25 protein-coding genes are annotated in these 21295 nt (G+C 67.6%); 9 read left to right on the plus strand and 16 right to left on the minus strand.

What is annotated here, in order from left to right; genetic code table 11:
• Positions 1-10: 10 nt before the first annotated feature.
• Positions 11-919, minus strand: a complete 909-nt coding sequence (locus DW355_RS01195; RefSeq protein WP_131277278.1) for a LysR family transcriptional regulator — start codon at positions 917-919, stop codon at positions 11-13.
• A 95-nt stretch (positions 920-1014) separates the two neighbouring features.
• Between DW355_RS01195 and DW355_RS01200 the strand changes: the two genes are divergently transcribed.
• The gene (locus DW355_RS01200; RefSeq protein WP_131277281.1) at positions 1015-2367 is read left to right on the plus strand and encodes a hypothetical protein; all 1353 of its coding nucleotides are present in this window, start codon (positions 1015-1017) and stop codon (positions 2365-2367) included.
• A gap of 82 nt (positions 2368-2449) precedes the next feature.
• Here the strand turns inward: DW355_RS01200 and DW355_RS01205 are convergent, their stop codons facing one another.
• From DW355_RS01205 to DW355_RS01215, 3 genes are all read right to left on the minus strand, one after another.
• Positions 2450-2740 (minus strand): GNAT family N-acetyltransferase, encoded by a 291-nt coding sequence (locus DW355_RS01205; protein WP_165493104.1) that lies wholly within the window; start codon positions 2738-2740, stop codon positions 2450-2452.
• Positions 2741-2782: 42 nt separating this feature from the next.
• Positions 2783-3583 (minus strand): class D beta-lactamase, encoded by an 801-nt coding sequence (blaOXA, locus tag DW355_RS01210; RefSeq protein WP_131277287.1) that lies wholly within the window; start codon positions 3581-3583, stop codon positions 2783-2785.
• A 71-nt stretch (positions 3584-3654) separates the two neighbouring features.
• A complete protein-coding gene (locus tag DW355_RS01215) occupies positions 3655-4218 on the minus strand; it encodes a TetR/AcrR family transcriptional regulator (RefSeq protein WP_165493105.1) in 564 nt (187 codons plus the stop codon).
• A 147-nt stretch (positions 4219-4365) separates the two neighbouring features.
• Here DW355_RS01215 and DW355_RS01220 point away from each other — a divergent pair, with 147 nt between their 5' ends.
• The 4 genes from DW355_RS01220 (at position 4366) to DW355_RS01235 (ending at position 8356) form a co-directional block, all read left to right on the plus strand.
• On the plus strand, positions 4366-5244 hold the full coding sequence (locus DW355_RS01220; protein WP_131277293.1) for an alpha/beta hydrolase: 879 nt from the start codon (positions 4366-4368) through the stop codon (positions 5242-5244).
• A 51-nt stretch (positions 5245-5295) separates the two neighbouring features.
• Positions 5296-5724 carry an MAPEG family protein gene (locus DW355_RS01225; RefSeq protein WP_131277296.1) on the plus strand — a complete coding sequence of 143 codons (429 nt, stop codon included), beginning with the start codon at positions 5296-5298 and terminating at the stop codon, positions 5722-5724.
• A 105-nt stretch (positions 5725-5829) separates the two neighbouring features.
• Positions 5830-6327 carry a c-type cytochrome gene (locus DW355_RS01230; protein WP_131277299.1) on the plus strand — a complete coding sequence of 166 codons (498 nt, stop codon included), beginning with the start codon at positions 5830-5832 and terminating at the stop codon, positions 6325-6327.
• A 118-nt stretch (positions 6328-6445) separates the two neighbouring features.
• Positions 6446-8356, plus strand: coding sequence for a sensor domain-containing diguanylate cyclase (locus tag DW355_RS01235; protein WP_131277304.1), 1911 nt, complete (start codon positions 6446-6448; stop codon positions 8354-8356).
• 84 nt (positions 8357-8440) lie between these two features.
• Here DW355_RS01235 and DW355_RS01240 read toward each other — a convergent pair whose 3' ends face one another.
• The 5 genes from DW355_RS01240 to DW355_RS01260 all read right to left on the minus strand — a co-directional run bounded on the left by DW355_RS01240 (position 8441) and on the right by DW355_RS01260 (position 12672).
• Positions 8441-8809 carry a VOC family protein gene (locus tag DW355_RS01240; protein ID WP_131277307.1) on the minus strand — a complete coding sequence of 123 codons (369 nt, stop codon included), beginning with the start codon at positions 8807-8809 and terminating at the stop codon, positions 8441-8443.
• Positions 8810-8907: 98 nt separating this feature from the next.
• On the minus strand, positions 8908-9603 hold the full coding sequence (locus DW355_RS01245; protein ID WP_131277310.1) for a helix-turn-helix transcriptional regulator: 696 nt from the start codon (positions 9601-9603) through the stop codon (positions 8908-8910).
• Positions 9604-9636: 33 nt separating this feature from the next.
• Entirely contained in the window at positions 9637-10665 is a 1029-nt protein-coding gene (locus DW355_RS01250; protein WP_131277313.1) for an Ldh family oxidoreductase, read from the minus strand.
• Positions 10666-10695: 30 nt separating this feature from the next.
• The gene (locus tag DW355_RS01255; protein ID WP_131277316.1) at positions 10696-11400 is read right to left on the minus strand and encodes a molybdate ABC transporter substrate-binding protein; all 705 of its coding nucleotides are present in this window, start codon (positions 11398-11400) and stop codon (positions 10696-10698) included.
• Between the two features lie 126 nt (positions 11401-11526).
• Positions 11527-12672 (minus strand): serine/threonine protein kinase, encoded by a 1146-nt coding sequence (locus DW355_RS01260; protein WP_131277319.1) that lies wholly within the window; start codon positions 12670-12672, stop codon positions 11527-11529.
• A gap of 289 nt (positions 12673-12961) precedes the next feature.
• Between DW355_RS01260 and DW355_RS01265 the strand changes: the two genes are divergently transcribed.
• From DW355_RS01265 to DW355_RS01275, 3 genes are all read left to right on the plus strand, one after another.
• Complete coding sequence (locus DW355_RS01265; protein WP_131277321.1) at positions 12962-13201, plus strand: hypothetical protein; 240 nt, start codon at positions 12962-12964, stop codon at positions 13199-13201.
• A 140-nt stretch (positions 13202-13341) separates the two neighbouring features.
• The gene (locus tag DW355_RS01270; RefSeq protein WP_131282128.1) at positions 13342-13785 is read left to right on the plus strand and encodes a rhodanese-like domain-containing protein; all 444 of its coding nucleotides are present in this window, start codon (positions 13342-13344) and stop codon (positions 13783-13785) included.
• Between the two features lie 25 nt (positions 13786-13810).
• Positions 13811-14641, plus strand: a complete 831-nt coding sequence (locus tag DW355_RS01275; protein WP_131277324.1) for a type III pantothenate kinase — start codon at positions 13811-13813, stop codon at positions 14639-14641.
• 31 nt (positions 14642-14672) lie between these two features.
• On the opposite strand, the gene DW355_RS01280 is transcribed toward DW355_RS01275, so the two are convergent.
• Complete coding sequence (locus tag DW355_RS01280) at positions 14673-15863, minus strand: M20 aminoacylase family protein (protein WP_131277327.1); 1191 nt, start codon at positions 15861-15863, stop codon at positions 14673-14675.
• A gap of 132 nt (positions 15864-15995) precedes the next feature.
• Positions 15996-16370, minus strand: a complete 375-nt coding sequence (locus DW355_RS01285; RefSeq protein WP_131277330.1) for an ArsR/SmtB family transcription factor — start codon at positions 16368-16370, stop codon at positions 15996-15998.
• A gap of 117 nt (positions 16371-16487) precedes the next feature.
• Here DW355_RS01285 and DW355_RS01290 point away from each other — a divergent pair, with 117 nt between their 5' ends.
• Positions 16488-17603, plus strand: a complete 1116-nt coding sequence (locus DW355_RS01290) for a YeeE/YedE family protein (protein WP_131277333.1) — start codon at positions 16488-16490, stop codon at positions 17601-17603.
• 27 nt (positions 17604-17630) lie between these two features.
• Here DW355_RS01290 and DW355_RS01295 read toward each other — a convergent pair whose 3' ends face one another.
• The 5 genes from DW355_RS01295 to DW355_RS01315 are packed head-to-tail and all read right to left on the minus strand — an operon-like array spanning position 17631 to position 21293.
• Entirely contained in the window at positions 17631-18209 is a 579-nt protein-coding gene (locus DW355_RS01295) for a TlpA disulfide reductase family protein (RefSeq protein WP_131277336.1), read from the minus strand.
• Positions 18206-19210: an MBL fold metallo-hydrolase gene (locus DW355_RS01300; protein ID WP_207388058.1), complete on the minus strand. Its 1005-nt coding sequence runs from the start codon at positions 19208-19210 to the stop codon at positions 18206-18208. Before DW355_RS01300 ends, DW355_RS01295 begins: the two co-directional genes overlap by 4 nt.
• Positions 19211-19221: 11 nt before the next feature.
• A complete protein-coding gene (locus tag DW355_RS01305) occupies positions 19222-20313 on the minus strand; it encodes a YeeE/YedE family protein (protein ID WP_207388059.1) in 1092 nt (363 codons plus the stop codon).
• A gap of 55 nt (positions 20314-20368) precedes the next feature.
• Positions 20369-20782, minus strand: a complete 414-nt coding sequence (locus tag DW355_RS01310) for a DsrE family protein (RefSeq protein WP_131277344.1) — start codon at positions 20780-20782, stop codon at positions 20369-20371.
• Positions 20783-20786: 4 nt separating this feature from the next.
• Positions 20787-21293, minus strand: coding sequence for a GlcG/HbpS family heme-binding protein (locus DW355_RS01315; RefSeq protein WP_131277347.1), 507 nt, complete (start codon positions 21291-21293; stop codon positions 20787-20789).
• Between the last annotated feature and the right edge of the window lie 2 nt (positions 21294-21295).

A 21295-nucleotide genomic window follows, 5' to 3' on the forward strand; every position in this document is an offset into this window, starting at 1 on the left:
CGACGGTGCATCAGGCCGGCTCCGGCGCGGCGGCCAGTTCGCGCACCAGCGCCACAAAGGTGGCCAGCGCGCCCTGAGCCTCGCCCGCGCGCACCATCAAGGTCAGCGGCGCTTCCAGTTCCGGCCCGGCGGCGAGCGCGCGATAGCGGATGGCATGCACATGGGTGCCGCGCATGGATTCGGGCACCACCGACAGGCCCGCGCCCGCCGCCACGAGGTTGAGGTTGGACAGCATGCGCTCGACCTCGGCCACCACACGCGGCTGTACGCCCTCGCGTGCGCACAGGGCCAACAGGTTGGCGTAGAGCCCGGGCGCGCCCGGACGGCGCACCAGAATCAGCAACTGACCGTCGAGCGCGCGCAAGGCGAGCGGTTCGTCTCCAGCCGCCAGAGGATGGTCCAGTGGCAAGGCCACGACCACCGGCTCACGCAGCAGCGTGTGCATGTCCACGCCAGGCGGATGCGCGACAGGCACGCGCACGAAAGCGGCATGCAGGCGGCCCGCCGCGAGCGCTTCGGTCAGCTCGGCGGCGTTGGCCTCGCTCAGGTCCAGCGCGAGATCGGGAAAGCGCCGTCGGCACTCGCGCAGCGCGCGCGGCGTGAAGGCATGGGTGGCAGCCGAACTGGTGAAACCGACGGACAGGCGCCCCAGCTCACCACGTGCAATCCGGGCCATGCGCTGCGTCAAGGCTTCGGCGTCGGCCAGCAGGCGGCGCGCTTCATCCAGGAAGAGCCGCCCCTCGTCGGTCAGGTCCACGCCCTTGGGATGGCGACGCAGCAGGCGCACCCCCAGGCGATCTTCCAGGGCGCGGATCTGCTGGCTCAGCGGTGGTTGCTGGATGCCCAGCCGTTCGGCGGCGCGGGTCATGTGCCCGGTTTCAGCCACCGTGACGAAGTAGCGCAGGTGCCGAAACTCCATATGCAAAACGTATTGAGATGCGCGTTTCAGTATATTTGCTTTTCAGTTGCGGCCTTCCTAGCATCGCGTCTCCAATAAACATAACGGAGACAAAAATGACTCTCGCGATCTGGCGGCGCTTCGCGCTGCTTTTTGCGCTGACCGCCTGGCTAGCCGGCTGTGCACAAAACCCCAACACCGCATCCAACTCGTCCGAAGCCGCGCCGCAATCCGCCGCCTGCCCCAAGGGCACGCCGGAAGGCGCGCGCTGCTTGCGCGGCCAGGACTCCGCCGGGGCGCCCTACCTGATCGTGCTGCCGGCGCAGTGGAACCGCATGCTGGTGGTGCACGCCCATGGCGGCCCGGTGCTGGGCGAGCCCAAGGCCAGCCGCGCCGACGAAGACATCGACCGCTGGGCCATCACCGTGCGCGCGGGTTACGCCTGGGCCGGTTCGGTCTTCCGCCAGGGCGGCGTGGCCGTGCGCAGCGCGGCCGAGGACACCGAGCGCGTGCGCCGCATCTTCGTGCAGTACGTGGGCCAGCCCACGCGCACGCTGCTGCACGGACAATCCTGGGGCGCCAATGTGGCGGCCAAGACGGCCGAGATGTACGCCGGCCCTGGCATGCGCTCGCCCTATGACGCGGTGCTGCTGAGCAGCGGCGTGGTGGCCGGCGGCACACGTTCCTACGACTTCCGGCTGGACTTGCGCGTGCTCTACCAGCACCTGTGCAACAACCACCCGCGCGGGGACGAGCCGCAGTACCCGCTGTGGATGGGCCTGCCGGTGGGCAGCACGCTCACGCCTGCCGAGCTGAACGCCCGCGTGGAAGACTGCCTGGCCACGCGCAAACCTGCCGCGCAGCGCACGCCGGAACAGGCGCGCAAGCTCAAGACCATCGTGGACGTGCTGAAGATTCCCGAGTCGTCGGTGGCGGGGCACCTGGCCTGGGCGACCTGGCACTTCCAGGACATCGTGCAGAACCGCACCCAGGGCCGCAACCCGTTCCGCAACGACCAGGTGCGCTATCAAGGCTCGGCCGACGACGCCACGCTCAACGCCGCCGTGCTGCGCTACGCGGCGGACCCGGCCGCCGTGGCCCGCTTCGCCGAGGACGCGGACCTGACGGGCCGCATTGCCATCCCTGTGTTGACGGTGCACGGCATCAACGACCCCACCGCCTTCGTGGAGCTGGAGAGCGCTTTCCGCCAGACCATGCAAGGTGCCGGCAACGGCGCGCGCCTGGTGCAGGTGTACAGCGACCACAACACCCACAGCTACCTGAGTGACCCGACCTATGTGGCCCTGTTCGACGCCCTGAACCGATGGATCGATCGCGGCGAGAAGCCCACGCCCGCGACGGTGGCCGAAGGCTGCAAGCGCGCCGAGGCGGTATTTGGCGTTGGCTGCAAGATCCTGGTGAACTACCAGCCTGCGCCGCTGGAAGCGCGTGTCGCGCCCCGACAGTGAATGCGCGGCTGAGCCAGGCCCCACAACACAGCCAGACAAGAGCCACCCGGAGGCGGCTGTTGTTGGGGTCGTGCGGGGAGGCTTACCTCAAGATGTCGCGGATTGACGCGTCCTTCTCGAACTGCGCCTTGGCATAAGGACACAGCGGCACCACCTTGGTCTGGGTCTGGCGCGCCCAGGCTACCAGCGCATCCAGCAACTTGCGGCCGATGCCCTGGCCCGCCAGGGAGGGATCGACTTCGGTATGGTCGATGATGATCAGCGCGGGGTTGGCCCGGCTGTAGGTCATCTCGGCGAGGTGGCCGCCCTCAGGGCGGGCGATGAAGAAGGCACCCTTGGAGTCGGCTTCCTGATGTTGAACGGTGTGAGTCATGAGCCCATTGTGCATGGCGCTGGCCGCGTCCGCGCCGATGCATCACAGAGTTTCGGGCCAAGCCTTCAATGTCTGCAATGCGGCTCGCACCAGGGCCTGGCGTTGCGGCAGATCCTGCAGGCGGCGGGGCGTGTCCATGTTCATCGCGAAGAACACCGGCCCTTCCGGCCACTCCACCCAGCCCACCCACCAGCCGAGGCGCCCCGTCCAGCCGGTCTTGGCGCGCAAGAGCCAGTCCGGACCGGCCGCGCCCACCATCACGTCCTTGACCAGGCGCTGGTGCGTCACCTGGAAGGGCAGCTCGTTCAGGTAGAGCCGCTTCAAGAAAGCGATTTGTTCGACCGCAGAAATCGCCAGGTCGCCCTCCACCCAGAAGGGCTGGGCGCCATCGACCTCCGCATTGCCATAGTCCAGACGGCGCAGGTAGTCGGCCTCTTTCGCGGCGCCGAGCTCGCGGGCGAAACGCTCGTAGACCCAGACGGTGGAGTTCCGCATGGCCGAGCGCAAGGTCTGGTCCTGGTTCCAGGCGGGGATGCTGCGCTGCACACCGTCCCAGGGAATGACCTGGAATTCGTCGCGCAGCAGCCCCGCATCCAGCGCGAACAGGCTGTGCGGGATCTTGAAGGTGGACGCGGGCGAGTAACGCCGCTGCGTGCGTGGCCCATCGGCCACCCGCAGTGTTTGCGCACCGCGCCGCGCGTCGAGCACCGCCATGCAACCCGAGACTCCGGCCTCACGGAACAGGTTGGCCCAGGCGGGCATGTTCAGCGTGGAGGCTTGGGATTGCGCCAGGGGGAGTGCGCCCAAGGCGAGAGAGGAAAAGATGAAATTGCGGCGGTGCATGGGCGAAATTCTTCCAGACATCGCAAGGCCTCAGACGACGACTTGAGAGCCTACGGACACCTGGCGGCGGCTCACACCCCCAGCACGGCCAAGTACGGCCCCAGCAAGGCCAGGGCCTCTCTCTGCAGTTGCCCGGTCTTCAACCAGTCGGGGCCTTCGATGACCGCGCGGTGGGTCAGGGCCTCGATGGTCGTTTCCAACACAAAAGCGGCCAGCCGCACCCGCTGCGGGTCCAGCCCGGCGTGGCGCTGCCGTAGATCGTCGAAAAGCATCTCGCCCAGTCGTTGACTGATGCCCAGCGCGTCCGCGAGCTTTCCCTCCCGTGGCACTTGTTCGATGATGACCTTGTGCAGGGCCGGGTTCATGCGGTGCGCGTCAATGCTGGCTTTGACCACCGCACGCAGCATGCCGTCCACGGGCAACGAGCGACTGCGCGTCAAAGCGATTCGCACAGTTTCGACAAGCTCGGCAACATGCAAACCGATCAGATCTGCCACCAGAGACTGCTTGTTCGGGTAGTACTGGTACAGCGTGCCGATGCTGACGCCCGCGCGTTCCGCAACCGCGCCGGTGTTTGTTTTTTCGTACCCCTGCGCCACCAGAACCTGAGCCGTTGCCTCCAGGATCGATTGCACCGTGTGCTTGGAACGGTCTTGAACCGGTCGTTTCCGAGGAGAAACATGCGGGGCGGGGCGATTCGTCATGGCGGCGGGAATGCGAGTGTCAAAACTGAGGGATGACTCATATTATCTCAGCCTTTGCAGGCAAACAGAAAGACTGAAATGAAACGATTCGATCTCACCTTTCCCTCCGGCACGGGGCACTGCGCCGCCTGGCTGCACCAGCCGGACGGCCCCGGGCCGCACCCCTGCGTGGTCGTGGCACATGGCATCGGTGCCATCCGGCAGGTTCGACTGTCGGCCTACGCGCGACGCTTCACCGACGCGGGCGTGGCGCTGCTGACCTTCGACTACAGGCACTGGGGCGAGAGCAGCGGCCACCCGCGTTTCCTGTGCGCGATCGGTAAACAGCACCAGGACATCCGCTGCGCCATTGACGCCGCGCAAGCGCACCCGGACATCGACCCCGCACGCGTGTTTCTTTTTGGAACCTCCTTCGGTGGAGGACATGCACTGGCCGTCGGCGCGCAGCGCCCGGACCTGGCCGGCGTGATCTCGCAGTGCACGGTTTCCGACTGCCTCGTGGTGGCCGCGAAATCGCCGCTGCGGCAGATCCTGCGGTGGATCTGGGCGGGAACCCTGGACCAGACCAAGGCCTTGCTGGGTCTGCAACCGCATTACATCAAGCTAGCGGGCGAGCCAGGCGAAGCCGCCTTGATGACCAAGCTCAACGCGGAACAGCGCTACCGCGACATGCTGGACGGGCCTTCCCGCTGGGAAAACAAGATCGCGGCACGCCTGATGTTGTGGCTCCCGCTGTATCGCCCGATCCGGAGCGCGCCCAAGATCAAAGCTCCGCTGCTCATGATCGTCTGCGACAAGGACGAGATCTGTCCCGCGACCATCGCCCGACGAGCCGCCGACATCGCGCCGCGAGGGCGGGCCGTGCACTTTGATTCATCGCACTTCGACATCTACTTCGGCGAACTCTTTGAATCCGCCACGGCCACCATGCTCGGTTTCGTGCAAGACCCCAGGTAGCGCACACCGAATGCCGGCCATCCACCCCATGCACCTCACGACCGCCACTCCATGTACCCTGCACTGACCTACTACCTCTACCCGCTGCTGGCGCAAGTCGCCTTGTCCTACCTCGTGGCCGCGCTGATTCTGGTCACCAGACTGACCGACGTTGTCGGGCGGAAAACCCACCGCGCCTTCTACGAAAACTACAGCGGCGTGGGTGGACCGATCCTGGTCCAACGCACCACTCACCAATTGGCGAACCTGTTTGAATTTCCCACGCTGTTCCTGGTTCTCATGGCCTTGCTGGTCGGAGTCGGCCTGCAGGATGACCCGCTGCGCCTCCTCGCCTGGTGCTTCGTCGGCCTGCGTTTTCTGCACACGGCCATCCACCTCGCGCACAACGTTCTGTGGCTACGGATGAGCGTGTTCATGGCATCGAACCTGGTGCTTCTGGCCCTGTGGCTCCGGACCGCGTGGCTCGCAGTTGGTGCCTGAGAAATGTCCGACTGTTTTCTTTGCGCCAGATCAAGACAGGCCCAGTCGCGACGCGCACAATGAATCCGCACGGTCAGCGCACTCCCGCGCGCCGGAAAGGACCTCATGCGCAAAACGCTTGATCTCACCACCCGCGCAGGCATGGCCTGGGCCTCCATGCTGCTCGCGGTCACCCTGACGGGCTGCGCCGTGGAGTGGCTGAACCCGCAGCCGGCACGCCAGTTGGCGCGGGAGCAAGAGCCTCCGGGCTCGACTTACCTGGGCTGGCGGGTCTACCAGGACCGCTGCGCGCGCTGCCATGGCGTGGACGCGCAAGGCATGGCGAACGCGCCCAGCCTGTCGATCCGCCTGCAGACGCTGGGGCCGCGCCAGTTCGTGAGCCTGGTGCTCTACCGCTACGACACCACGTTGCAGGGCCAACCCGCCGCGACACGCGAGGCGCGCGAAGCGCAGGTGGACAGCCTGATGACGCGCCAGGGCCAGCCCTTGGCCATGCCCATCTGGCAGGACGAGCCCCGCGTGAACGCGCATGTGCTGGATCTTTACGCCTATCTGTCGGCGCGCTCGGAAGGGCGCATGGACGCCGGCAGGCCTGGCCCCTGAAGGCCAGGCACCTCGACGCGTGGTCAACCGAAACCAGACGGTGAAGGGGCTGGTTTCGGCATACCAGCCCCGGTAAACTCGTTTGTCGACGCCCAGTCACCACAGGGAGCCCGAGGGAATGCGCTTGCCATGGCCTACTGACGCAGCCCCCACCCCGCCACGCCGTAGCGACCTGCCGCCACTGAACGTGGCCGTCGCAGCGGCCTGCGTGATCGGCTTGACCGTCATCTGGTTCATGACCCTGCAGCGCATCGCCTTTGAACGCGAGCAGGCCGTTGCATCGGCGATGGAGGCCAATGCCAATCTGGCCATCGCCTTTGAGCAGCAGGTCTACCGCACGCTCAAGGCCGCCGAGCAGGTGGCCAGCTTTGTGCGCGAACAATATCTGAACCGTGGCGAGTCGATGGACCTGCGGCAGTGGGAAGCGCGCGGCGTGATCCGCGAAGCGATGTTCAACATTGTCAGCGTGGTGGATGCGCGGGGTTACATCGTGCACAGCAGCTTCTTGCCCGCCCGCGTCAACTACGCGGACCGCGAGTTCTTCATCGCGCAACGCGATGTCGTGGCCGATCTCGCGCACGATGCCTTGCATGTGAGCCAGCCGGTGCTGGGCCGGGTGACGGGTCGCTGGCAGATTCCGATGTCGCTGGGCATGTGGCGCGCGGACGGTCGCTTCGCCGGGGTGGTGGTGGTGTCGGTGGACCCGGCCAGATTCACCGACTTCCATCGCCAGGCCAATCTGGGGCCGGGCGGCCTGCTCGAGTTGACCGGCCTGGACGGCACGGTCCGTGGACGCAAGATCGGCGAAGACCGCGGCTTCGGCATGGACGCCGGGGATCTGCCCTGGTTTCAGCGGCGAGCGCTGGCGCCAGCCGGCAGCTTCGTGGACAACGGCAGCCTGGATGGCGTGCCGCGCGTCATCAGCTATCGGACGATGGCGGACTACCCGCTCATGGTCACGGTGGGCACGGCGTCCACCAGCGAGCTGGCGCCCGCGCTACGGCGGCGCAACGAGTACCTCCGGCTGGCCAGCGGCGTCAGCGCGGGCCTGCTGCTGTTCACGGCGCTGTTGATGCTGGCCTTGTCGCGCCAGCGCGCGGCCGCCCAAGCCCTGCGCACCAGCGAAGCCCTGTTCCGCGCCACCTTCCATCAGGCCGCCATGGGCATCGTCCATCTCTCGCCCAACGGCCGCATCCTGCTGGCCAACGAGAAGTTCTGTTGCATGCTGGGCTACAGCATGGCGGAACTGCGCACGCGCACGGTGTTTGAACTGGGCGATCCGGACCGGCAGCAGGAAGCGCGCCTGTTCTTGCGCAAGCGCCTGTCCGCGGACAGCACGGACGCCTTGCCCGAGGTCGAGAAGACCTATCTGCGCAAGGACGGTTCCCTGCTCTGGGTCTGCGAGGCCCTGGGCTTGGTGAAAGACCGACAGGGCCGACCGGAACGGGTGGTGGCGGTGGTGCAGGACATCACCGCCCGCAAGGCCCTGGAGGCTCGCCTTTCGTACGACGCCTTGCATGACACCCTGACCGGTCTGCCCAACCGTCTGATGTTCCACGACCGTCTGGGGCAAGTGCTGGAATCGGCGCGTCGGCGCGAAGGCCTGGCCAGCGTGCTGTTCCTGGACCTGGATGGCTTCAAGGCGGTGAACGACACGCTCGGACACGCGGCGGGCGATGAGCTGCTGCAACAGGTCGCGCGTCGGCTGGAAGGCTGCGTGCGCGCCGAAGACACGGTGGCGCGCATCGGCGGCGATGAATTTGGCGTCGTGCTCGCCAGCGTGGCGCAAGACGGGGACTGCGAACGGGTGGCGGCCAAGATCCTGGACACGCTGGCCCAGCCCTTCTCGCTGACGGCGCGCGAGGTCCGCATCTCGGCCAGCATCGGCGGCGCGCTGTTTCCCGTGCACGGTCTGGACATGGACAGCCTGCTGGCGCGCGCAGACACCGGCATGTATGCCGCCAAGCACGAGGGCAAGGGCCGTTTCAGTTGGCAGGTTCCCGAAGAAACCCCGACCCCACTGGCCTGAGCCGCAACTGGCCATGGCCAGCTTCCTGAGCGACACCCGCCGACGGGCGATCCAGCCGCCGGTGCGGTGCGCCCTGCCCACAGTTCATGTCCGGGTCGCGAACACGCGCAGCCGGTGACCATCCGGATCGGCCACCACCGTGGTGTAGCCGAAATCCATGGTGGTGGGCGACTGCAGCACGGGCCACCCCTGCGACCGGCTCTCTGCCACCCAAGCATCCACTTCGGCCGCCGTGCCGACCGTCATGCACAGTTCGCTCCCCCCGGGAGCGGCGGTCACGGGCGGTTGCACATCAGCACGTGACCAGAGCCCGATCTTGAGGCCCGTGGGCAGGACAAACAGAGCGAATCCAGGCGATGACTCGACCGGCTGCAGCGCCAGCAGGCGTGCATAGAACTGAGCGCTGCGCGGCACATCGGCCACATACAGCAAGGCATAACTGGGGTGATTCATGAAAGGCTCCGTGAAAAGAAGGGAACAGATCAGGCACTGGGCCTGTGGTCCGATTCTTGGCCTTGTGCCTGTCAGTTTCTGTCAGCAGCACGCCGTATTCACAGGCTCGGCGGCGCAATGCCTTCGTTCAGCCGCCACTCACGCAGCAAGTCGAGCCGGCGGCGGGGATAACGTGCCTCGAGCAGGTTCAGTCCACGGATGCGGTCGGTGCGGAAATGCCGAAAGCCCTGACGCGTCTCGCACCACGCCACGAGCACGCTGACCTGTTCGAAGAACGCCAGCGCGCAGGGCCAGACGATGCGCAGCGTCTCGCGTTCTTGTGCGTCCATGTAGCGCAGTTCGACTCTGCGTTCCTCGCGCATGGCCGTGCGTGTCTGTGCCAGCACCTCGGCGGAACCGGCCAGGGTCTGGCGCGGCGCCACCAGCAAGGCACTGCTTTCCAGCGTGTAGCGCAAGTCCGGCGGCAGCACCGCCGAGATTCGGGATAGCGCGTGGCGCGCCGCGTCGGCCAGATGCGCGTCAGCCCGGTCCGAGACCCAGCGCATGCCCAGCACCAGGGCCTCGATCTCGTCGTCGGTGAACATCAGGGGCGGCAGCGTGAAGCCCGGGCGCAGCACATAGCCCACGCCGGCCTCGCCCTCGATCCGCGCCCCCTGTGACTGCAGGGTTGCAATGTCGCGGTAGAGCGTGCGCAGGCTAACGCCCAACCGCCCCGCCAGTTCTCCTCCGCTCACGGGGTGGCGATGGCGGCGCAGCTGTTCCATCAGGGTCAAGAGACGTTCGGTGCGCGACATGGCTTGCCCGGAAGGAAATGACGCAGCGCGGCATCAGGGCGATTCCGCGAGCTGGCGCAGCTTCTCCAGCAAGGCCTCCGGAATCGTCACGCCTTGCTCATGGGCCCGCTCGGCCTTGCGCTCGCGCTGGTCACCCGGCACACGCACGCCCTCGTCCGCGCGCATGACGGCGATGAGTGCTTCAATGCGTTCCGCGTAGGCCGCCGTGCCGGCCATGCCGCCGGGATCGAAGACCAGAAAGAGCTGCCCCATGCGCAGGCGGTTGCCCTGTTCCTCGAAGAAGGTGTCCATCTCGGCGCCGAAGCGAGCGCCCGTGAGCGTGACGACCAACACTTCGATGATCAGGGCCAGCAGCGCGCCCTTGATGCCCCCATTGGCCGAACCGAAGGGCAGCATGGAGCCGCGCAGGCCCGCCTGGGCGTCGGTGGTGGGTAGTCCGTGTTCGTCCAGCGCCCAGCCCAGCGGAATGGACTCGCCCTTCTGCGCGGCCACCATGAGTTTGCCGCGCGCCACCTCGGACATGGCGAAGTCCATGACCACGGGCGGCTGACTCCGTCCATCCCGGTCGGGACGCGGAAACACGGCCGCCAGCGGGTTGGTGCCCATCAGCGGTCGCCGGCCGCCGACCACAGGCATGGCGGCCGGTGAATTGCTCATGGCGATGCCGATCAGCCCGGCACGTGCCACGGGCTCCAGGTGCCAGGCCGCGGCGCCAAAGTGGTAGCTGTTGCAGATGCCGGCCAGGGCCAGCCCCTGGCTGCGGGCACGGGTCATGGCTTCCTGCACGGCCAACTCACAGGCGGGAAAGGACAGGCCGTCGCCCGCGTCCACCAGCACGGTGGCGGGTTTGGACGCCAGCACCCGGGGCAGGGCCTGGCCATCGACCCGACCGCTGCGCAGGTGGGACGCGTAGAAAGGAATGCGTGAGACCCCGTGCGTGGCCAGCCCTTGGGCGTCGGCGGCGACGAGGGCGCGAGCGGTGGTACGGGCTTGGTGGGCATTGGCGCCGGCGGCGCGCAGGGCAGATTCAGCCAGGGATTCGAGTTCGGCGAGAGAGATCACGCCGCATCTTAACCAAGCAGGACTGCATAATCATTCGAAACCGTCCGCGCGCCGATCCGCCACGGCCTCCGGCGCGGCCAGCATCTCGATCAGCGCGCGCGCGGCCTGGGGCTGCTCGGAACGCGCGGTGATGGCGGCGGTGTAGATCGTCGCGAGCTCGAAACTCTTGGGCAGCACGCCGGCGCACTGCAGGCCGGGCGTGGCCAGGATCTCGGTCATGTGGGTGCAGACCAGCACGCCCTGGGCCTCGGCCTCCTGGGCTTCACTCAGGGCCTGCAGGGCGGCGCTCCCGTTGTTGAAGAATCGCAGCTTGGGTGCCAACTCGGGCATCAGCCCCAGGCGCTGAAAGACCTGCATGAGGTGGGTACCGGCGCGGGTCTTGGCGGGATCGGCGAAATAGATGGCACGCGCGGCCAGCAGCGCATCCTTGAAGGCGCCGGGTGTTTCCAGGCAGGGCACGGGTGCGCCCGTCTTCACCGCCACGCCAGTGCGCACCAAGCCGAGGGCACGCGCGCTGTCCGGCAGAACCCGACCGGCCACGACGAGCTCCTCGATCAGGGCCTGGGTCAGGATGAGCACGTCGCAAGCCTCGCCCGCGAGCAGGCGATCGCGCATCAGGCCCACCGCGCCGAAGCGCGCTTCAATCGTACGTCCGGTGTGTTGATGAAAATCCTCACGCAGCCTTGCAATCAACCCCCTGGCCGCGCCGCCACTCAGGACATGGAGTGCACCCATCGCGGGTCTCCTTCTGGGCTTGTTTGTTGTCGGTCGCAACCATGCTAGCCCCGGCGCGCGCGCGCCTTCCCGAGGACTATCCCTGAATGACCGCCTAGGGAAAGCGTGGGCCAGCGTTTCCCCGGGTTAAATAAACAGCGGATCTTCCTGCATCGCCTCGATCTGCTCGCGCAGTTGTAGCGCCTGACCCTGCCAATAGTCCGTACTTCCAAACCATGGAAAGTTGCGCGGGAACGTCGGGTCTGCCCAGCGGCGCGCGAGCCACGCGCTGTAGTGGATGAGGCGCAAGGTGCGCAAGGGTTCGATCAAGGCCAGTTCGCGCCGATCGAAGGCGCGCATCTGCTCGTAGCCGTCGACCAGGCAGGACAGCTGACCGCCGCGCTGCGCGCGATCGCCCGAGAGCAGCATCCACAGGTCCTGCACGGCCGGGCCCATGCAGGCGTCGTCGAGATCGACGAAGTGGGGGCCCGGCGCCGTCGGCACGGCAGCCGCGGCGGATGGGACCACGGGTTTTGCATCGGACTTCTTGCCGGAGGTCTCGTCCGTATCCAGGGGCGTCCAGAGCACATTGCCTGCGTGGCAATCGCCGTGCAGACGAATGAGGCTGAGGCCCTGCAGGGACTGGGTGTAGCGGGCCTCCACCAAGGCCAGGGCTTCCTCGCAGGCGCCTTGCCAGGCAGATTGCGCGTCCAGTGGAACCATGCCGCTGGCCAGCAGCCAGCGCAGGGGCTCAAAACCGAAGCGCTGCGCGTCCAGCGCAGGGCGCTGAGTGAAGGGCCGGCGCGCGCCCACCTCGTGCAGGCGCGCGAGGAAACGGCCAATCCATTCCAGCACCTCGGCATCGTCCAGCTCGGGCGCGCGCCCGCCACGGCGCGGGCTGACGGAAAAGAAAAAGCGCACGGGTTCGCCCTCCGCGCTCAGGCCGTGACGACCGCCCTCCAGGGAAGAGGCCGCCGTGCAGCTGTGCAAGCTGCGGCCCTCCAATTCCAGGGGTGCGACCACCGGCACTTCCGCCGCCTGCAGCTCGGCAGCGAAAGCGTGCTCCTCCAGGATCTGCGCCTCGCTCCAGCGCTCGGGTCGGTAGAACTTGGCGACCACGCTGCCCCCATCGTCCAGGCCGGCCAGATAGACGCGGTTTTCGTAGGAGCTGAGGGCCTGCAGGCGACCGTCGCAGGCCAGGCCCAGACCGAGCAGCGCGTCCAGCACCACGTCGGGGGTCAGGGCATCGTAGGGATGCGCGGAGGACGGGGGGGCGCTGGCGGGGTCGGACATGAGGCGGCGATTGTCGTTCATCGCACCTTGCGGAAAGGAGGGGGACCAACCAGGCTGGCGGCCGGAATTGCGGCGCCAGTGGCGGCCCCAAAGGATGTCCAGGAAAGCAAAGGGCGGAAAAGCAGGGCAAAAAGGCCTGCGGAGCAGGCACCACAGAGGGTTTGTCAGGCTTTTTCTGACACAAGAAACCGATCTACGCCGATTCAAGTTCCCGAGGGCGGCCCCTAAAGTCCGCGCACGCAATCAGAAAACCGAGACCCCTCATTTTTTTGCGTCACAAGGAATCGCCATGCAAAGCAACCCGACCTCCCTCAACCCCTTCAGTCTGATGATGGAGCCCGAGGCCGTGATCCAGGCCATGGAACGCTCCACCGCGCTGCGCTCGCTGCGCCGCCACCAGCTGCGTCCCCTGGACAAGCCGCTGATCCCCTATTCCAACACCCGCATCAACCCGATGCGCGAAGTGCTCGACGACGAACAACCCGTCGTGCGCCAAGTCCGCCCCGACGCGATGGGCCTGGGCCACTGATTTTTTCCCGCATCGGAGCGGTTGAACGCGCCGCGTGGCGCGAGGACCGTTGCCGGGCATGGCCCGGACTTCCGATCGTTTCTCGTCGGGCCGACACAGGAAGCCGGCATTTGCGTTTATCCTTGGCGGGCCTCGCTGCCCTGACTTGCCCCGCCCGCCATGTCGCATTTTCCAGCCCGTCCCCCGCCGAAGGTTATGCCGGTGATGTCTCGCCCGAGCAGGCTTGGGCCTGGGTCCAGGGTGGCGAAGCTGTGCTGATCGACGTGCGCAGCGACGCCGAGCGCGAGTGGGTCGGTTATGTGCCAGGCGCCATCGGCCTGGCCTGGAAGCAATGGCCAGGCATGGCCTTGAACCCGGCCTTCGACGCCGACCTGCAGGCCGCCGCCGCAGCCGCGCCGGGCCAGAAGCTGGTGCTGCTGTGCCGCAGCGGCGTGCGATCCATCGCCGCGGCGCGGCGAGCCACCGAGCTGGGCCTGTCCGCCTACAACATCCTGGAAGGCTTCGAAGGCGACGCCGATGCCCAGGGTCACCGCGGCCGCCTGGGCGGCTGGCGCTACCGGGGCCTGCCCTGGAAGCAGTACTGAGCCCAGGCATTCCGGTATCGTCCTCATGTCCTTTCTCGCCATCGACGTAGGCAACACCCGACTCAAATGGGCGCTGTTCGAGTCCGCCCGTCCGGGCGCGCGCGCGCTGGCCCAAGGTGCGGAATTCCTGGACCACATCGACAAACTGGCCGAAACCGCCTGGAGTCGCCTGCCCGCACCCGAGGCCATGCTGGGCTGCGTGGTCGCCAGCGATGCCGTCAAGCACCGGGTGGAAGCCCAGATGGAAGAACTGTGGGATGTCTCGCCGCAGTGGGTGATCGCCAGCGCGCAGGAAGCCGGCCTGGTCAACGGTTACGACCATCCAGCCCGGCTGGGCCCGGACCGCTGGGTCGCCATGATCGGTGCCTGGCACCGCATGCAGGCCCTGCCGGGTTCCTCGGGCAAGCCGCGTCCCATCGTGCTCTCCATGGTGGGCACGGCGGTGACGGTGGAGGCCATCGACGCCGGCGGCAAGTTCCTGGGCGGCTACATCCTGCCCGGCCACGGCATCATGCTGCGTGCGCTGGAGTCGGGCACAGCCGGTCTGCATGTCCCCACGGGAGAGGTGCGCCCCTTCCCCACCAACACCAGCGACGCACTGACCAGCGGCGGCACCTTCGCCATCGCAGGTGCGATGGACCGGATGGTGCAACATGTGCGCGCGCACTGCGGCATCGACCCCTGGTGCGTGATGACCGGCGGCGCCGGCTGGAAGATGGCGCCCAGCCTGTCCTCCCGCTTTGAACTGATCGACAGCCTGATCTTCGATGGCCTGCTGCAGATCGCGACCCACCGCAGCCTGGGTCAGAAGATGGCGGTCGACGCGCCGCTGATCCAGCCGCGCTTCGCGCTTTGACGCCCGCGCCCCGCAATGGGGGCCAGACGGCTCAGGCCTTTTTCAGGAACTCCTCGACCAAGCGCACCCAGAAGGTGGCGCCCAGCGGAATCAACTCGTCATTGAAGTCGTAGCTCGGGTTGTGCAGGGTGCACGGCCCTTCGCCATGCCCGTGCGTGCGATGCGCGCCCTCCCCGTTGCCAATGAAGGCATACGCCCCGGGCTTGGCTTGCAGCATGTAGGCGAAATCTTCCGCGCCCATGGTCGGCTCCTGTCGCAGCACGTTGGCGTCGCCGACGACGCTGGCCATCACGCGCCGGGCAAAGGCCACTTCGGCCTCACTGTTGATGGTGGCGGGATAGTTGCGCACGAACTCGAAATCGCAACTGGCGCCGAAGGCCGCGCACGTATTGTCGGCGCAGACTTTCATGCGCGCCTCGATCAGGTCCAGCACCTCGGGCTGGAAAGTACGCACCGTACCCTGCAGCTCGCAGCTGTCGGCGATCACGTTGCTGGCATGCCCGGCGTGGATCATGGTCACGGAAATCACGCCCGCCTCGATGGGCTTGACGTTGCGACTGATGATGGTCTGGAAGGCCTGCACCAGTTGCGCGGCCACGACCACCGGGTCCACCGTGTTGTAGGCCATGGCCGCGTGACCGCCCTTGCCCTTGACCACGATCTTGAATTCATTGGTGGAGGCCATCACCGGCCCGGGGCTGAGCGCGAAGCTGCCCGCCGGCAGGCCCGGCCAGTTGTGCATGCCGTACACGGCGTCGACCGGGAATTGCTCGAACAGGCCGTCGCGGATCATGCGGTCGGCGCCACCGCCACCTTCCTCCGCGGGCTGGAAGATCAGGTGGACGGTGCCGTCGAAATGGCGGTTCTGCGCCAGGTGTTGGGCCGCCGCCAGCAGCATGGCCGTGTGGCCATCATGTCCGCAGGCGTGCATCTTGCCCTTGTGCCGGCTGGTGTGCGCGAAGGTGTTGATCTCCTGCACGGGCAGGGCGTCCATGTCGGCGCGCAGGCCAATGGCCTTGCGGGAACTGCCGTTGCGCACGGTGCCCACCACGCCTGTGCCGCCCAGGCCCCGGTGCACGGGGATGCCCCACTCGGCCAACTTGGCCGCCACCAGGTCCGAGGTACGGAATTCCTCGAAGCTCAGCTCGGGATGGGCATGGATGTCGCGCCGGATGCCGGCGATGCCGGCCGCCTGGACGGCGATGGAATCGATGAGTTTCATGGTTCAGACCTCGGGGTCCGAGTCTAGTTCAGTGCCCAAGGACTGTCACCCCAGCCCTTGCGCCAGTTCGGAGAATTTCCCTGGACTGCGCGACGGAAGGCGGGAGCCAATGCGTCGCAAAGGCGGCCTGCCTTAGCGGAAGGCGCCGCCCAGCAGGCGCTCGGTGGCCGGCACCTCGCCCGCGTCTTCCAGCTCGGTCGCGACCTGCGTGCATACCGCGCGGCACAGCGTGGCGACGCGCTCGCTCTGCAGGCGGTAATAGATCTGGGTGCCTTCGCGCCGACGGGCCAGCACCCCCGCGCGGTAAAGGGCACCCAGGTGCTGGGACATATTGGACTGCGTGGTGCTGATGTCCTCAAGCAGCTCACTGACGTTGCGCTCGCCATTGCAGACGGCGCTGATGATCTTCAGGCGCACGGGCGTCGCCAGCAGACCAAACAGCTCGGCAGCGGCTTCGAAGACAAAGTCGCTTTCAGTCTCATCGGTCACGGCTTCCTTGGTGCTCATCTACAGTCCATCCTTATATGATGATACGCGCACCTGCTCATGCCGGGAGCCCCGGGGAAACACCCGAAACAGCGCCGCCCCCACACCCGCGCGACGAATCCGCGAGAATCTTCCCCCATGAATGACACGGATATCAGCGCGCTCACCACCCGCGTGCTCTGGACGGTGCTGGCCCTTGCCCTGGTCTTCGGCGCCATCGCGCGCCGCACCCGCTTCTGCACCCTGGGCGCCATCTCGGATGTCGTGGCCATGGGCGACTGGCAACGTGCCCGCATGTGGACGCTGGCCATCGCAACGGCCATGCTGGGCTTCAACGCCATGGTGGCGCTGGGCTGGGTCGAGGCACGCAACACCATCTACGCCGGTCCCCGCCTGCTCTGGCTTTCGGCCCTGGTCGGCGGAGCCCTGTTCGGTTTCGGCATGACCCTGGCCTCGGGTTGCGGTAGCCGCAACCTGGTGCGCCTGGGCGGCGGCAACCTCAAGTCCCTGGTCGTGCTGTTGGTGCTGGCCGTCAGCGCCTCGGCGACCTTGCGCGGCCTGACCGCGGTGCTGCGTGTCGAGACCGTCGAGCGCATGGGCATCGACCTGCCGACCGGCCAGGACCTGCCTTCGCTGCTGGCCGCGACCACCGGCCTGCCGGTGACGACGCTGGCGGCGCTGATCGGCGGTCTGCTCGGCTGCGCCCTGATGGCCTGGGTGCTGCGCCAACCGGAAGGACGGCGGGGTGAAACCTGGCTCGGGGGCCTGGGCATCGGCACGGTGATTGTCGCGGTGTGGTGGGTGTCAGGTCGCCTGGGGTATGTGACCGAAGACCCGAACACGCTGGAGCCCGCCTTCCTCGCCACCAACTCGCGCCGCATGGAATCCTTGTCCATGGCCGCGCCCGTGGCCTATGCCTTCGAGTGGTTCCAGTTCTTCAGCGACAAGTCGCGCGTGCTGACCCTGGGCATCGTGGCAATGTTCGGCGTGGGCGCCGGGGCGCTCGCCGACGCGCTGGCCACGCGCGAGTTCCGCTGGGAAGGTTTCCAGGGCGTTGAGGACCTGGGCAACCACCTGGTCGGCGCGACCTTGATGGGCGTGGGCGGGGTGGTCGCGCTGGGCTGCACCGTGGGGCAAGGCATCAGCGGCATATCCACCCTCTCGCTGGGCAGCTTTCTGGCCGTGGGCGGCATCGTGTTGGGCACCCTGGCCGGCCTGCGCTGGCAGCGCTGGCGCATCGAACGCGCGGATTGAACCCCCCGCACCCAGAGTTCAAGCGCTTCAGCCGGCGAGCGCCCGGGCCGCGAGCGCGCGCACATCGTCCGCGCTCATCTCGCCCGGAATGCGCAGGCTCACCCGCCCCTGCGCATTCACCAGGCAGGTCATGGGGAGCACCCGGCGCTCGGTGAAGCGAGCGCGCAGGCCTCCATCGTCCACAGTGTTCGGAAATGTGAGTCCCTGCTGCCGCAGGTGGTCGCGCACCCGACGCTCGTCCCGGTCGACCGCCACGCCCAACACCTGCAGGCGGGCCGGGTCAACCTCCCGAAACAGGCGCTCGACACGCTGGTTGTGGCGCAGGCAATAGGGACACCAGGTCGCCCAGAAGACGACCAGCACCGGCGCGCCCGCCCAGCTCTGCGGCGCACGCCTGCGACCATCGAGCAAGCCGATCTCGGGCCAATCGATCGGCGCCTGGTCGGCGGGCGTTCCCCGCCCTGGCGCCGGATCGGGTTCCTCCGGCCAGGTCGCATCCTGCGTGGTGGCGGAGCGGGCGGGCAGGGCCTCGAGCGCCAGCCAGGCCACGGCCGCGCTCAGGCACACCCGACGTCGGACAGCCGCGTGGGCATCGCCGCGGCTCATGGCCCCTGCCCCTGGTGCTCCATCAGCAGGTAGGTGTTGTAGGCGTTCATGCGGTTGGCCACGCGGAACAGCGGCAGGTGCGCGAAAGCCGACCAGTCCACGCGCGCGTAGGCGTCGTCGAACGGTTCCATGGCCTCGGCCGCCGCACCCATGGTCTGGCGCAAGTACGTGAGGTAGTCACGGGTGAGCTTCAGGTCCGTCAGCGGCTCCCGGGACACCGGCCCGTGGCCAGGGACGATGACTTGGGGCGCGAGCGTGATCAAGCCCTCCAGCGCGGCGATCCAACTGCGGCTGTCGGCCTGGCCGACATAGGGCACGCGACCACGGAAGACCAGGTCACCGGCGTACAGCACCTGCGCGCGCTCGGCGTAGACTGCAAGGTCCTCCTGCGTGTGCGCGGGGCCGACGTGGCGCAGGTGAAACCGCTCGCCCCCGAGTTCGAGCACGGTATCGGCGTCCAACCAGCGGTCGGCGGGCACGAGGCGGGTCTGCGCGTCGATCCAGGGCGCCAGGTCTTCCCGGCTGGCGATCAGGCGCTGCCGGGCGGTCTCGGAATTCAGGTAGTCACGGCCCAGCCCATGGGCGATGATGGTCGCGCCCTGCTCCTTGAACACCTGCAGGCCGTAGATGTGGTCGGCGTGGTAATGGGTGACGATGACGTAGCGCACCGGCTGGTTGGTGACCTTGCGGATCGCGGCCAACAGCTCGCGCGCCAGCACCGGTGATCCCAGCGCGTCAATCACCACCACCCCTTCCGAGGTGACGACAAAACCCGCGTTGGAAATGAAGTTGCGGTTCTGGCGCGAGCCCAGAGCCGCCTCGCCCTGGACGAACCAGGCGTTCTCGGCCACGCGCTGCGGCTGCAGGGCCTGCACGGCTTCCGGTGCCGAAGCGGGTGGCGGGGCAGAGGGCGTGGGAGACGACGCGGTCTGCGCGCCCACGGATGGCACGGTCAGTGTCGTCTGCAGGATCAACAGCAGCCAGAACAAGCGACGGGCCATCGGGAGGCACGTCATCGCGCGGCCCCCGCGCCCGGTACAGGCTGGTCGAGCGCGCCGTGGGGATGGCCGTCCAGCAGGCGATCGGTGAGTGCCGCGGCGGCCCACATCGCGGTCAGCGTGACCCAGGCCGTGGCCGTGAACACGGCGGCACCGGACAGACCCGCACCCACCGCGCAGCCGCCGGCCAGCATGCCGCCAAAGCCCATGCAGACCGCGCCAACGATGTAGCGTCGCATGCTCGCGCCGCCCTGGAAACCTTCGAGCTTGAGCTCGCCGAACCACCAGGCCGCGAGGAAGGCACCCAGGAACACCCCTGGCACCAGCCCCGCGTCGAAACTCAGCGGGCGGTTGCTCGCGAAGAGCACGCGGGTCAGCACCTCGGCCGACGGGCCAGTGAAACTCAGCGATTGGATAGGGTGCGGGTCGAAAGCGACACGTGAGACGGCGTAGGTGAACCACCAGGCCGCCGCGACCGACAGGCCCACGCCGATGGCGCCGGCCCAGCCCCAGACCGGCACGCGCTGACGCCGCGCCCAGTGCATCGCGGCCCCCAGCCAGACCAGGGCAAACAACAGGGCGCCACCGTGGCCGATGCCGCTGCGCGCGAGCAGGTCACGCGGGCCTCCGCCCTCGATGGTCCACCAGCTTGAAAGGGTTTCGCGCAGGGGCGAGAGCGCGCCGGTCAGCGCGGACTGCGCGGTGACGGCGAAGATCAGACCCGAGACCAGGGAGCGCAGATTGCCCTGGGCCGCCAGCACCAGCAAGCGACTGGCGCAGCCGCGCGCGAGCACCATGCCCATGCCGAACAGCAGGCCACCGAGGGCCGCGCCCGACAGCGTGCCGCGCGCTGCGATCTGGCGCGCGTTGCCCGTGTCCAGCCAGCCAGCCCAGGCCAGCGCCTGGGTAGCGCCCACGGCGGTCGCGAAGGCAAAGAGCCAGACCGTGAGCTTGCCGCCCAGCAGATTGCGCGCGAACTCGATGACGGCCGAACGCAGGCAAAAGCGCGAGCGTTGCGCCGCAAAGCCGAACAGCACGCCGATGCCGGCGCCCCCCAGCGCCAGCGTGCCCCCCTCGCCCAGACGGTCCAGCAGCGTTTCCAGCATGGTCATTCAACGCGCGGGGAAGACAGCACGGATGGGCGCGGCGTTCCGAGCCCGCTCAGGGTTTCAGGTAGGAATAGCCCTGGGCCTGCAACTTGGTGACGCGCACCACACCGGAAGGCGTGAAGTCGGCCTCCTGAATGAAGGCGTCTTTCTTGAGGCCCCGGTTCTTCAGGGTGATCTCGCAGACCTCGAAGACCACGCCGCGCGCGCGCAGCGCGGAGATCAAGGGTGCGTACTCGGTGCCGTTGGGCGACTTGGCGTCTTCCATCAGCATGTCGATGCCCTCGGCATGAGCGACGGCGATGACCTTGGTTGTCGGCTCGACGTCAAGCTGGTTGCGTATGTTGCGCAGCCCCTTGAGCCCCTGCGCGGCGGCGTTGTCGAAGTGGTAGACGACCTTGTCTTCGGCGTAAGCGCCGATCGAGGTGAGTACAAGGGCGGCGGCAAGCAGCAGTGATTTCAAAGTCATGGTCTCAGAACTCCAGTTCATCGGAAATGGCCCGCACGCCCGCGGCAGCGCAGGCCTCGTCGGCGTCCCCACCCGGTGCGCCCGAGACACCGATGCCGCCCAACAGGCTACCACCGCCTTCGATGGGCAGGCCACCGCCCACCGCCATGAACTGCGGCAGCGCGCGCAGCCCGGACAGCGGCTTGCCCGTTTGGGTTTCGGTGGCAAAAGCGCTGGTGGGAATCTTGAGGCTGGCCGCCGTCCAAGCCTTGCGCGGCGCCACCTCGACCGTGTGCGCGCCGGCCAGCCGATCGCGCAGCAACACCTGCGTCACGCCCGCCCGGTCCACCACGGCCACGGCCACCTGGTAACCCGCCTTGCGGCAGGCCGCCAGCGCGGCTTGCGCGGCGACCAATGCAGTCTCCGGTGTCAGCAGCCGAACCTGGAAGGTCGCGGGTGTGGCTGCGGGCACGGCCAGGGGCTCAAGGGCCAGTGTGAGCAGCAGGACGAGCCAGGTGCGCGAACGCTTCATGC

It is taken from the genome of Hylemonella gracilis, from assembly GCF_004328645.1.
GTDB classification, from domain to species: domain Bacteria; phylum Pseudomonadota; class Gammaproteobacteria; order Burkholderiales; family Burkholderiaceae_C; genus Hylemonella; species Hylemonella gracilis_B.

Coding starts and splice junctions, on each gene's coding strand:
- DW355_RS01205 (WP_165493104.1), bottom strand. CDS start 2,740: ATGACTCACACCGTTCAACATCAGGAAGCCGACTCCAAGGGTGCCTTC.
- blaOXA (WP_131277287.1), bottom strand. CDS start 3,583: ATGCACCGCCGCAATTTCATCTTTTCCTCTCTCGCCTTGGGCGCACTC.
- DW355_RS01300 (WP_207388058.1), bottom strand. CDS start 19,210: ATGGCCCGTCGCTTGTTCTGGCTGCTGTTGATCCTGCAGACGACACTG.
- DW355_RS01220 (WP_131277293.1), top strand. CDS start 4,366: ATGAAACGATTCGATCTCACCTTTCCCTCCGGCACGGGGCACTGCGCC.
- DW355_RS01280 (WP_131277327.1), bottom strand. CDS start 15,863: ATGAAACTCATCGATTCCATCGCCGTCCAGGCGGCCGGCATCGCCGGC.
- DW355_RS01305 (WP_207388059.1), bottom strand. CDS start 20,313: ATGCTGGAAACGCTGCTGGACCGTCTGGGCGAGGGGGGCACGCTGGCG.
- DW355_RS01195 (WP_131277278.1), bottom strand. CDS start 919: ATGGAGTTTCGGCACCTGCGCTACTTCGTCACGGTGGCTGAAACCGGG.
- DW355_RS01275 (WP_131277324.1), top strand. CDS start 13,811: ATGTCCTTTCTCGCCATCGACGTAGGCAACACCCGACTCAAATGGGCG.
- DW355_RS01230 (WP_131277299.1), top strand. CDS start 5,830: ATGCGCAAAACGCTTGATCTCACCACCCGCGCAGGCATGGCCTGGGCC.
- DW355_RS01260 (WP_131277319.1), bottom strand. CDS start 12,672: ATGTCCGACCCCGCCAGCGCCCCCCCGTCCTCCGCGCATCCCTACGAT.
- DW355_RS01255 (WP_131277316.1), bottom strand. CDS start 11,400: ATGGGTGCACTCCATGTCCTGAGTGGCGGCGCGGCCAGGGGGTTGATT.
- DW355_RS01290 (WP_131277333.1), top strand. CDS start 16,488: ATGAATGACACGGATATCAGCGCGCTCACCACCCGCGTGCTCTGGACG.
- DW355_RS01240 (WP_131277307.1), bottom strand. CDS start 8,809: ATGAATCACCCCAGTTATGCCTTGCTGTATGTGGCCGATGTGCCGCGC.
- DW355_RS01310 (WP_131277344.1), bottom strand. CDS start 20,782: ATGACTTTGAAATCACTGCTGCTTGCCGCCGCCCTTGTACTCACCTCG.
- DW355_RS01245 (WP_131277310.1), bottom strand. CDS start 9,603: ATGTCGCGCACCGAACGTCTCTTGACCCTGATGGAACAGCTGCGCCGC.
- DW355_RS01235 (WP_131277304.1), top strand. CDS start 6,446: ATGCGCTTGCCATGGCCTACTGACGCAGCCCCCACCCCGCCACGCCGT.
- DW355_RS01295 (WP_131277336.1), bottom strand. CDS start 18,209: ATGAGCCGCGGCGATGCCCACGCGGCTGTCCGACGTCGGGTGTGCCTG.
- DW355_RS01315 (WP_131277347.1), bottom strand. CDS start 21,293: ATGAAGCGTTCGCGCACCTGGCTCGTCCTGCTGCTCACACTGGCCCTT.
- DW355_RS01285 (WP_131277330.1), bottom strand. CDS start 16,370: ATGAGCACCAAGGAAGCCGTGACCGATGAGACTGAAAGCGACTTTGTC.
- DW355_RS01265 (WP_131277321.1), top strand. CDS start 12,962: ATGCAAAGCAACCCGACCTCCCTCAACCCCTTCAGTCTGATGATGGAG.
- DW355_RS01225 (WP_131277296.1), top strand. CDS start 5,296: ATGTACCCTGCACTGACCTACTACCTCTACCCGCTGCTGGCGCAAGTC.
- DW355_RS01200 (WP_131277281.1), top strand. CDS start 1,015: ATGACTCTCGCGATCTGGCGGCGCTTCGCGCTGCTTTTTGCGCTGACC.